Source organism: Streptomyces sp. SID11385 (assembly GCF_010548245.1).
Lineage (GTDB): Bacteria > Actinomycetota > Actinomycetes > Streptomycetales > Streptomycetaceae > Streptomyces.
Genome location: NZ_JAAGLR010000570.1, coordinates 1 through 7,004 on the forward strand (window position 1 = coordinate 1; position 7,004 = coordinate 7,004).

Annotated in this window: 7 protein-coding genes, 1 tRNA gene and 1 pseudogene; 6 read left to right on the plus strand and 3 right to left on the minus strand. The window is 72.2% G+C overall.

The genetic code is table 11. The annotated features are described in order from the left end of the window. The 5 genes from G3I42_RS17355 to G3I42_RS17375 form a co-directional block, all read left to right on the plus strand. Positions 1 to 350: sulfite exporter TauE/SafE family protein (locus tag G3I42_RS17355; protein ID WP_164287005.1), on the plus strand; the 350-nt coding region annotated here is incomplete at its 5' end. Positions 351 to 485: 135 nt separating this feature from the next. Next, positions 486 to 773, plus strand: coding sequence for a metal-sensitive transcriptional regulator (locus G3I42_RS17360; protein ID WP_164287016.1), 288 nt, complete (start codon positions 486 to 488; stop codon positions 771 to 773). A 111-nt stretch (positions 774 to 884) separates the two neighbouring features. Beyond that, entirely contained in the window at positions 885 to 1,478 is a 594-nt protein-coding gene (locus G3I42_RS17365) for an XRE family transcriptional regulator (protein ID WP_164287007.1), read from the plus strand. A 125-nt stretch (positions 1,479 to 1,603) separates the two neighbouring features. After that, complete coding sequence (locus tag G3I42_RS17370; protein ID WP_164287009.1) at positions 1,604 to 2,503, plus strand: class I SAM-dependent methyltransferase; 900 nt, start codon at positions 1,604 to 1,606, stop codon at positions 2,501 to 2,503. A gap of 61 nt (positions 2,504 to 2,564) precedes the next feature. Further along, positions 2,565 to 2,930, plus strand: a complete 366-nt coding sequence (locus G3I42_RS17375; RefSeq protein ID WP_164287011.1) for a hypothetical protein — start codon at positions 2,565 to 2,567, stop codon at positions 2,928 to 2,930. Between the two features lie 112 nt (positions 2,931 to 3,042). On the opposite strand, the gene G3I42_RS17380 is transcribed toward G3I42_RS17375, so the two are convergent. Further along, positions 3,043 to 3,825 carry a glycoside hydrolase gene (locus tag G3I42_RS17380; RefSeq protein ID WP_164287012.1) on the minus strand — a complete coding sequence of 261 codons (783 nt, stop codon included), beginning with the start codon at positions 3,823 to 3,825 and terminating at the stop codon, positions 3,043 to 3,045. 377 nt (positions 3,826 to 4,202) lie between these two features. Between G3I42_RS17380 and G3I42_RS17385 the strand changes: the two are divergent. Further along, positions 4,203 to 4,841, plus strand: a pseudogene (locus G3I42_RS17385) (HAD-IA family hydrolase); the annotation flags it as partial. 127 nt (positions 4,842 to 4,968) lie between these two features. On the opposite strand, the gene G3I42_RS17390 reads toward G3I42_RS17385, so the two are convergent. Together G3I42_RS17390 and G3I42_RS17395 are read right to left on the minus strand one after the other, a co-directional pair. After that, a tRNA-Lys gene (locus G3I42_RS17390) sits at positions 4,969 to 5,041 on the minus strand. A 113-nt stretch (positions 5,042 to 5,154) separates the two neighbouring features. Next, entirely contained in the window at positions 5,155 to 6,684 is a 1,530-nt protein-coding gene (locus tag G3I42_RS17395; protein WP_164287014.1) for an amino acid permease, read from the minus strand. Between the last annotated feature and the right edge of the window lie 320 nt (positions 6,685 to 7,004).

Consider the following 7,004-nt stretch of genomic DNA (forward strand, 5'->3'; position numbering starts at 1 on the left):
CGGGCGCCGGCCTCGGCGCGGTGACAGGGCTGCTCGGCGTGGGCGGCGGCTTCCTCGCCGTACCCGCCCTGACCGGCGTGCTGCGCCTGCCGATGCGCCGCGCGATCGGCACGAGTCTGCTCGTCATCACCGTCAACTCGCTGACGGCCCTCACCGCCCGCACCGGCACGGCGGACGCGCTCGACTGGGCCGTCGTCGCCCCGTTCACAGGCGCCGCGATCCTCGGCGCCTGGGACGGCAGGCGCCTCGCGGCGCGCCTCTCGGGCCCGCTCCTGCGGCGGATCTTCGCGTACGTGCTCCTCGCGGTCGCGGCGTTCATGCTGGTCGACGCGGTGGCGGTACGGGCCTGAGGGCGGGACGGGCCCGGACGACGCCCCGCCCCGCGCGGGCCCACATGCCCCAGGCGGGCGCGCCCCGCGCAGTAGTCTTACCCCCGGGGGTATCACCGGGGACCTGTCCCCCGGCACGGAGAGGAAGTCGTGATGGTGCAACTCGAACTGGCCGCCGAAGAACTGAAGTCGGCGCTCAACCGCCTGCGGCGGGCGCAGGGGCAGCTCGCCGGCGTGATCCGCATGATCGAGGAGGGCCGCGACTGCGAGGAGGTCGTGACCCAGCTCGCCGCCGCGTCCCGCGCCCTCGACCGCGCGGGGTTCGCCATCATCGCGACGGGTCTCCAGCAGTGCATGACGGAGGTCGACGAGGGCAAGCGCTCCCCGGAGGACAGGGACGCGCTGCGCGGCCGCCTGGAGAAGCTCTTCCTCTCACTGGCATGACGGCCACGACGAGCACGACGGACGCGACGGGCATGACGGGCTGACGGGCAGGACGACCGAGCCCGATGACCGCCATGACTCCGCATGCCCAGGACGCATACCCTCTTGCCCATGACGCCGGACGATGACGACCTGGACAGCCTCGTACGCAAGCGCGTCCGCGCCCTGCGGCTCGCCCAGGGCTGGTCGCTCGAAGAGCTGGCCCGCCGCGCGAACCTCAGCCAGTCCACGCTGAGCCGGATCGAGAACGGCCAACGGCGCCTCGCGCTCGACAGCCTCGTCACCCTCGCCCGCGCGCTCGACACGAGCCTCGACCAGCTCGTCGAGACGGCGTCGGACGATGTCGTGACCAACCCGGTGACCGACGCCGCGCGCGGCCAGATGCGCTGGCCGGTGAAGGCCGACCCGGGGCTCACCGTCGTACGGCAGCGCCTCACGGAGCCGCCGCCCGACAAGCCCTCGAAGCTGCGCGCCCACCCCGGCCGCGAGTGGCTCGTGGTCCTCTCCGGCACGGCGACGCTGCTCCTCGGCCACCGCCGCTTCCGCGTCGAGACCAACCAGTCCGCCGAGTTCCCCACGATGCTCCCGCACGCGATCGGCACGGAGTCGGGCCCCTGCGAGCTCCTCGGCATCTTCGACAAGGACGCGCGACGGGGCCACCAGCGGGCGGACGGGACCGGGGGCACCGCCCGTACGGAGCGCTGACGCGCCGCCCCAGCCCGTACCGCCACCACCCCCGCCCTTGCGCCTGCGGCACCGGAAAGACCCACTGCCTTGCGCGAGAGGCCAGAGCCCGGGCCTCGTACGCATATTTTTCGTACCGTGAACGCATGTCCCACGCACACGGCACGCACGCACACGGCACGCACGCACACGGCCCCCACGAGCACGGCGCCCCCGCGCACCACCCCCACGAGCCCACCCCCCACGACTCCCCCGACCTCTCCGCCCTCCAGGCCGAGGTCCTCGACCTCGACGCCGAGGTCCTCGCCTCGCATATCGCCTCGCTCACCGACTGGCTGCCGCTGACCGCCGCGCCGCGCCACATCGTCGACCTCGGCGCCGGCACGGGCGCGGGGACCTTCGCACTCCTCGCCCGTTTCCCCGAGGCGCACGTCACGGCCGTCGACACCTCCGCGCCGCACCTCCAGCGGCTGCGCGAGAAGGCGTGCGCGGCGGGCCTGGAGGGGCGCGTACGCACGGTGCAGGCCGACCTGGACGCGCCCGCCTGGCCCGAGCTCGGCACCCCCGGCCTGGTCTGGGCCTCGGCCTCGATGCACCACATGGCCGACCCGGACCAGGCCCTCCGCCACGTCCGTGAACTCCTGGCCCCCGAAGGGCTGTTCGCCCTGCTCGAACTCTCCGGATTCCCCCGCTTCCTGCCCGCAGGGGAGGAAGCGGCCCTCGAAGAGCGCGCGCACACCGCGAGCGACCGCTTCCACGCCGAGCACGTCCCGCACCGGGGCGCCGAGTGGGGACCGAAACTGACGGAGGCGGGCTTCACGATCGCGGACGAACGCACCCTGGACGTACGGATCGAGGCCCCCGAGAACCCGGCGATCGCCCGCTACGCCCTGGCCGGCCTGACCCGCCTGCGCACGACGGTCGCCGAGACCCTGTCCCCCGATGACCTGAGGGCCCTGGACACCCTGATCGCCCCCGAACGCCTCACCGAACGCCGGGACTTGACCGTCCGCACCACCCGCCGGATCTGGGCCGCCCGCCCCTGACCACAACGCGCGACCCCCTGCCTCGTTATCTGAATGGCCCACCGAGACAGGGGACTTGCGCATGCGACCGGAACAACTCCAGACCTTCCTGAAGGAACTGCTCCCCACCACCCGGACCTTCGGGGAGTCGGGCGAGAAGAAGTACCCCTTCGGCGTGGTGATCCCGCGCCCTTCCGGCGAGGACCGCTGGCACCTGATCGGCCAGCTCTCCCCCACCGAGAAACACGACTCCCCCGCCCCCGCCACCACCGGCACCCCCACCGAGGGCCCGCCCCCGCCCGACACGGCCCCCGCCGCCGCCTGGCTCGCGGCCACCCTGACGGCGGCGGCACACCCCGAGATCGCCTCGATCACCCCCTGGCCCACCACTCCCGGCCTGACGATCGACTACCACAACGGCGCGAAGACCTTCGTCCGCGCGCTGTGACGCGTGAGCCGTCCGGCTCCGGGCCGGGCGACGGCCGGTCCGGGCCGGGCGACGGCCGGCCCGGGGCGACGAACCGCCCCCGGACCGGCCGTGCGCCTCTCACACCGCAGCCTCACCCCACGCTGAACGAGAAGTCCGTCACCGCGAGGCCCGCGCCGTTCTCCCACGGCTCGAACCCCGCCTGGACGCTGGTGAGATACCAGTCCGGCGTGGCCAGCCCCTCCGCGACAGCGCCGTTCACGAAGTCCTTCACATCGAAGTCGAGACTTCCGAGCGCGCCGGGCGCCACGTACGAAACGACGTCGTTGGAGCCGTTGTTGCCCTTCCACACGTCCCAGTTCTGCCCGGCGATCGTCGTGTTGCCGGTCTTGGAGCCGATGGGCTGGACCGGGCCGACCTTGTTGAGCCAGATCATGATCTCGGTGCGGTTCACGCCGTCCGTCTTCGGCTCCGGGTCGAGCCAGATGTCGTACGCGGCGTCGTAGACCGCGCCGTCCGTGTAGCGGTACGCGATCCGGCTCGGCGCGCTGCCGATCGCGTTCACCTGGCGGGGCAGGACGGTGCCGGGCGAGCAGTTGGTGTAGTGGCAGCCCGCGTAGATCGACGGGTACGACTTCGGGGCGCCGTTCGTCGGAACGGAGCCGTCGGCGCGGCTCAGCGTGAACCCGTTCCCCGACTGGTCGACGCACTGGGGGGCGGTGGTGCCCCAGGCGTTGTTCTGCACGATGTACCCGCCGGGCGTGGGCACACTGCCGAACTGCTCGCAGGTCTGCGCGTCGGCGACGGCGGACCCGCCCGCCGCCGCGACGGCGGTGAGCGACCCGGCGGCGAGCACGAACGCGGCGGCGAGGGCCCGCGCCTTCCGGGCGGGACGGGGACGAAGAGTGACGTGCATGGAGGGTTCCTTCCCTCGGACAACGTGGGGGGAGGGCCGTGGGGGCCCGTCGTGCGAGGCGAGGGCCGGGCCCACTGGGAGCGCTCCCGACCACCTCAGTCCGGAACCGTACGAACCCCACCCCACCCCGGCAACCCACCCCCCACCATTGGCCAAAACCCACCGCCGAGCCCCTGGGGCGGGCCCCCGGCCGAGGCCACCGCCAGAGCGGCCCCTGAGGAGCAGCCCGCGCTGCGGGCCATGCCGCGTGCCCCACGCCCGTTCCCCATGGCCGGCACTTTCTGACTCTGAGCGTGCGCGCGTTCACCTTGTGCGACCCTCGAACCGACGGCCAGAGCCATCGCGACGAGGGCCGATCGGGAAAGGACAAACACCGGATGCGACACGTGACGGGCAAAGCCGACAGGCGTGGCCTGATCCTCGATTTCGCCGGGGTGCTCACCGCCGCCCCCGCCGACGTCCACCGCGCCTGGTGCGTCTCCGAGGGGCTGGCGCCAGGATCGTGGCGCGGCGTCCTCAACGATCACCCCGAAGGGCGGCGTCTCTACACCGCGTTGGAGATCGGCGAGATAGGGCAGCGCGAGTGGAACCAGGGCACGGCCAGGCTTCTCGGAGAGCACGTCGATCCGGTGAACCTGATGGGGCGGGCCTGGGCCGAGGTTCCTGTGGCCGCTCGGATGGTCGCGCTCGCCCGCGCCGCGCGCGCCGCCGGTCACCGGCTCGCGTTGCTGTCGAACAGCTTCGGCCTCGATCCGTTCAACCCGTACGAGCACGTTGGCATCTGGGACCTGTTCGACGTGCACGTGGTGTCCGAAGTCGTAGGGCTCGCCAAACCCGATCCGGCCATCTACCAGCTCGCCCTCGGTCTCGTCGACGTGCCGGCCGAGCGGTGCGTCTTCGTGGATGATCAGGCGATCAACCTCCCGCCGGCCGCCGGGCTGGGCATCACCACCGTCCATGCGACGGACGAGGACACGGCGGTGGCTGAGCTGGAGGGGCTTCTCGGGGTGGCGGCGACGGACGTGCGAGGGGTACCCGCCGTCCGGCCGGGGCCGCCGGAAACGACGAAGCGCCCCGGTCGGCCGAAGCCGGTCGAGGCGCTGGGTGGCAGGCCGGGGGGAGATTCCCCCGCCCGCTCGTCGGTAGACCGTGTGGGACTCGAACCCACAACCAATGGATTAAAAGTCCACTGCTCTGCCAATTGAGCTAACGGTCCCAGTGGTGCTCCCCCGAGCATAGCCCCCCGGCCGCGCGAGGCCGATTCGGTACGTGGTTCGGGGGGCGGTGGCGGCGCGGCAGGGGGGCGTGGGTGGTCCGCGCGAGGGCGGCTCAGTCCTCCGCCGTCGGGCCTCGCCCCCGCAGGAACCACGTGCGGGCCGAGGCGAACCACCATGTCGCCGCGAAGCCCAGGACCACCAGGACGGCGGCCGGGGCGTAGTTGAAGGTCTCGACCGTCACCGGGGAGACCTGCGGGAGCATGAACAGGATCGTGATCACCAGGACCCACGTGACCGCCGCGATGCCGATCGGGCGGGACCAGCGGCCCAGGTGCCAGGGGCCGCGCGCGAAGTCGTCGCCCCTGCGCAGGCGGAGGAGGGTCGGGACGACGTACGCGATGTAGAGGCCGATGACGGCGATCGAGGTCACGGCCGCGTACGCCGTCTCGTTGATCAGGTACGGGAGTCCGAGGACGAGCGCGCCGAGCGCCGCGAGCCAGACGGCCGCGACGGGCGTGCGGGTGCGCGGGCTCACCGCGCGCCACAGGCGCGAGAACGGCAGCGCGTTGTCGCGCGAGAAGGCGTAGATCATGCGGCTGTTGGCGGTCACCGAGGCCATGCCGCAGAAGAGTTGCGCGCCGATCACGACGAGGAGCAGGAGCTTGCCGCCCGTCGCGCCGACCGCGTCCAGGAGGATCTGCGCGGGCGGCGCCCCGGTGGGCGAGTTCCTGGCGGTCTCGTAGGACTGGATCGCGTACGTGAAGCCGAGCAGCAGCACGAAACCGGCGATCCACGAGGTCCAGATCGACCGGACGATGCCCTTCGGGCCCGCCGTCGCCGCGTCGTGCGTCTCCTCGGTCATGTGCGCGGAGGCGTCGTAGCCCGTGAAGGTGTACTGCGCCATGAGCAGCCCGATCAGGACGACGTACGCGCCGCTCCCGAAGCCCGTGTGGTTCTCGAAGTGCGTGAAGACGTACGAAGTCGACTGATGGTGATCGGGGACGAGCGCGAGCGCCCCGACGATGACGGCGACGCCCGCGACGTGCCACCACACGCTGACGTTGTTGAGCAGGCCGACGATGCGGACGCCGAAGGTGTTGAGGAGGCCGTGCAGGACGAGGATCGCGGCGAAGAGGAGGATCGTGCGACCGGGGGTGACCTCGAAGCCGAACTCCAGGTTCAGGTACGCGGCGAGGAAGTTCGCCGCGCCGAAGTCGATGCCCGCCGTCACGGCGACCTGCCCGAGCACGTTGAACCAGCCCGTGAACCACGCCCAGGCGGCGGCCGAGCGCGCGGGGGCGAGTTGGTGCGCCCAGAAGTACAGCCCCGCCGAGGTCGGGTACGCCGAACAGATCTCCGCCATCGCGAGCCCGACGAGCAGCGTCATCGCGCCGACGGCGACCCAGCCCCACGTGATGAGCGCGGGCCCGCCGGTGTTCATGCCGAAGAGGTAGAGGGTCAGGCAGCCGGACAGGACGGAGATGATCGTGAAGGACACCGCGTAGTTCGAGAACGCGGACATGCGGCGCGCGAGGACCTGCGTGTAGCCGAGTTCGGCGAGGCGCTCCTCGTCGGAGGCCGCGCCGGCCGCGCCGGGGGACTGTGGGGGCGGTTTCTCGCCATCCGCTGCTGTATTTGTCATGTGCGCAGCGATGCCCCGCGCACGGCCCGGTCAACCCCCTTGCGGGGAGCGGGAATTGCCGAGGGCCCGTACGGAAGTTCCGTACGGGCCCTCGGTCATGGCCTTGCTTCAGCCACTTGCTTCAGCCACGGCCCTGCTCAGCCACGGCCCTGCTCAGCCACGGCCTTGCTCAGCCGTTGCGCTTCCAGCGCGGCTTGTCGTCGCGGCGCGGGGCGAACGAGGAGCCCGCGCCCCGGTCGTCACGGCGGCCGTAGGGGCGGTCGCCGGTGCCGCGGTGGTCGCGGTTGTACGGGCGGTCGCCGCCGCCTCGGTGCTGCGGG

What these genes read in the sequence shown, in the direction of transcription:
- G3I42_RS17365 (WP_164287007.1), top strand. Translation starts at nt 885, where the DNA reads ATGACGCCGGACGATGACGACCTGGACAGCCTCGTACGCAAGCGCGTC.
- G3I42_RS17370 (WP_164287009.1), top strand. Translation starts at nt 1,604, where the DNA reads ATGTCCCACGCACACGGCACGCACGCACACGGCACGCACGCACACGGC.
- G3I42_RS17375 (WP_164287011.1), top strand. Translation starts at nt 2,565, where the DNA reads ATGCGACCGGAACAACTCCAGACCTTCCTGAAGGAACTGCTCCCCACC.
- G3I42_RS17380 (WP_164287012.1), bottom strand. Translation starts at nt 3,825, where the DNA reads ATGCACGTCACTCTTCGTCCCCGTCCCGCCCGGAAGGCGCGGGCCCTC.
- G3I42_RS17395 (WP_164287014.1), bottom strand. Translation starts at nt 6,684, where the DNA reads ATGACAAATACAGCAGCGGATGGCGAGAAACCGCCCCCACAGTCCCCC.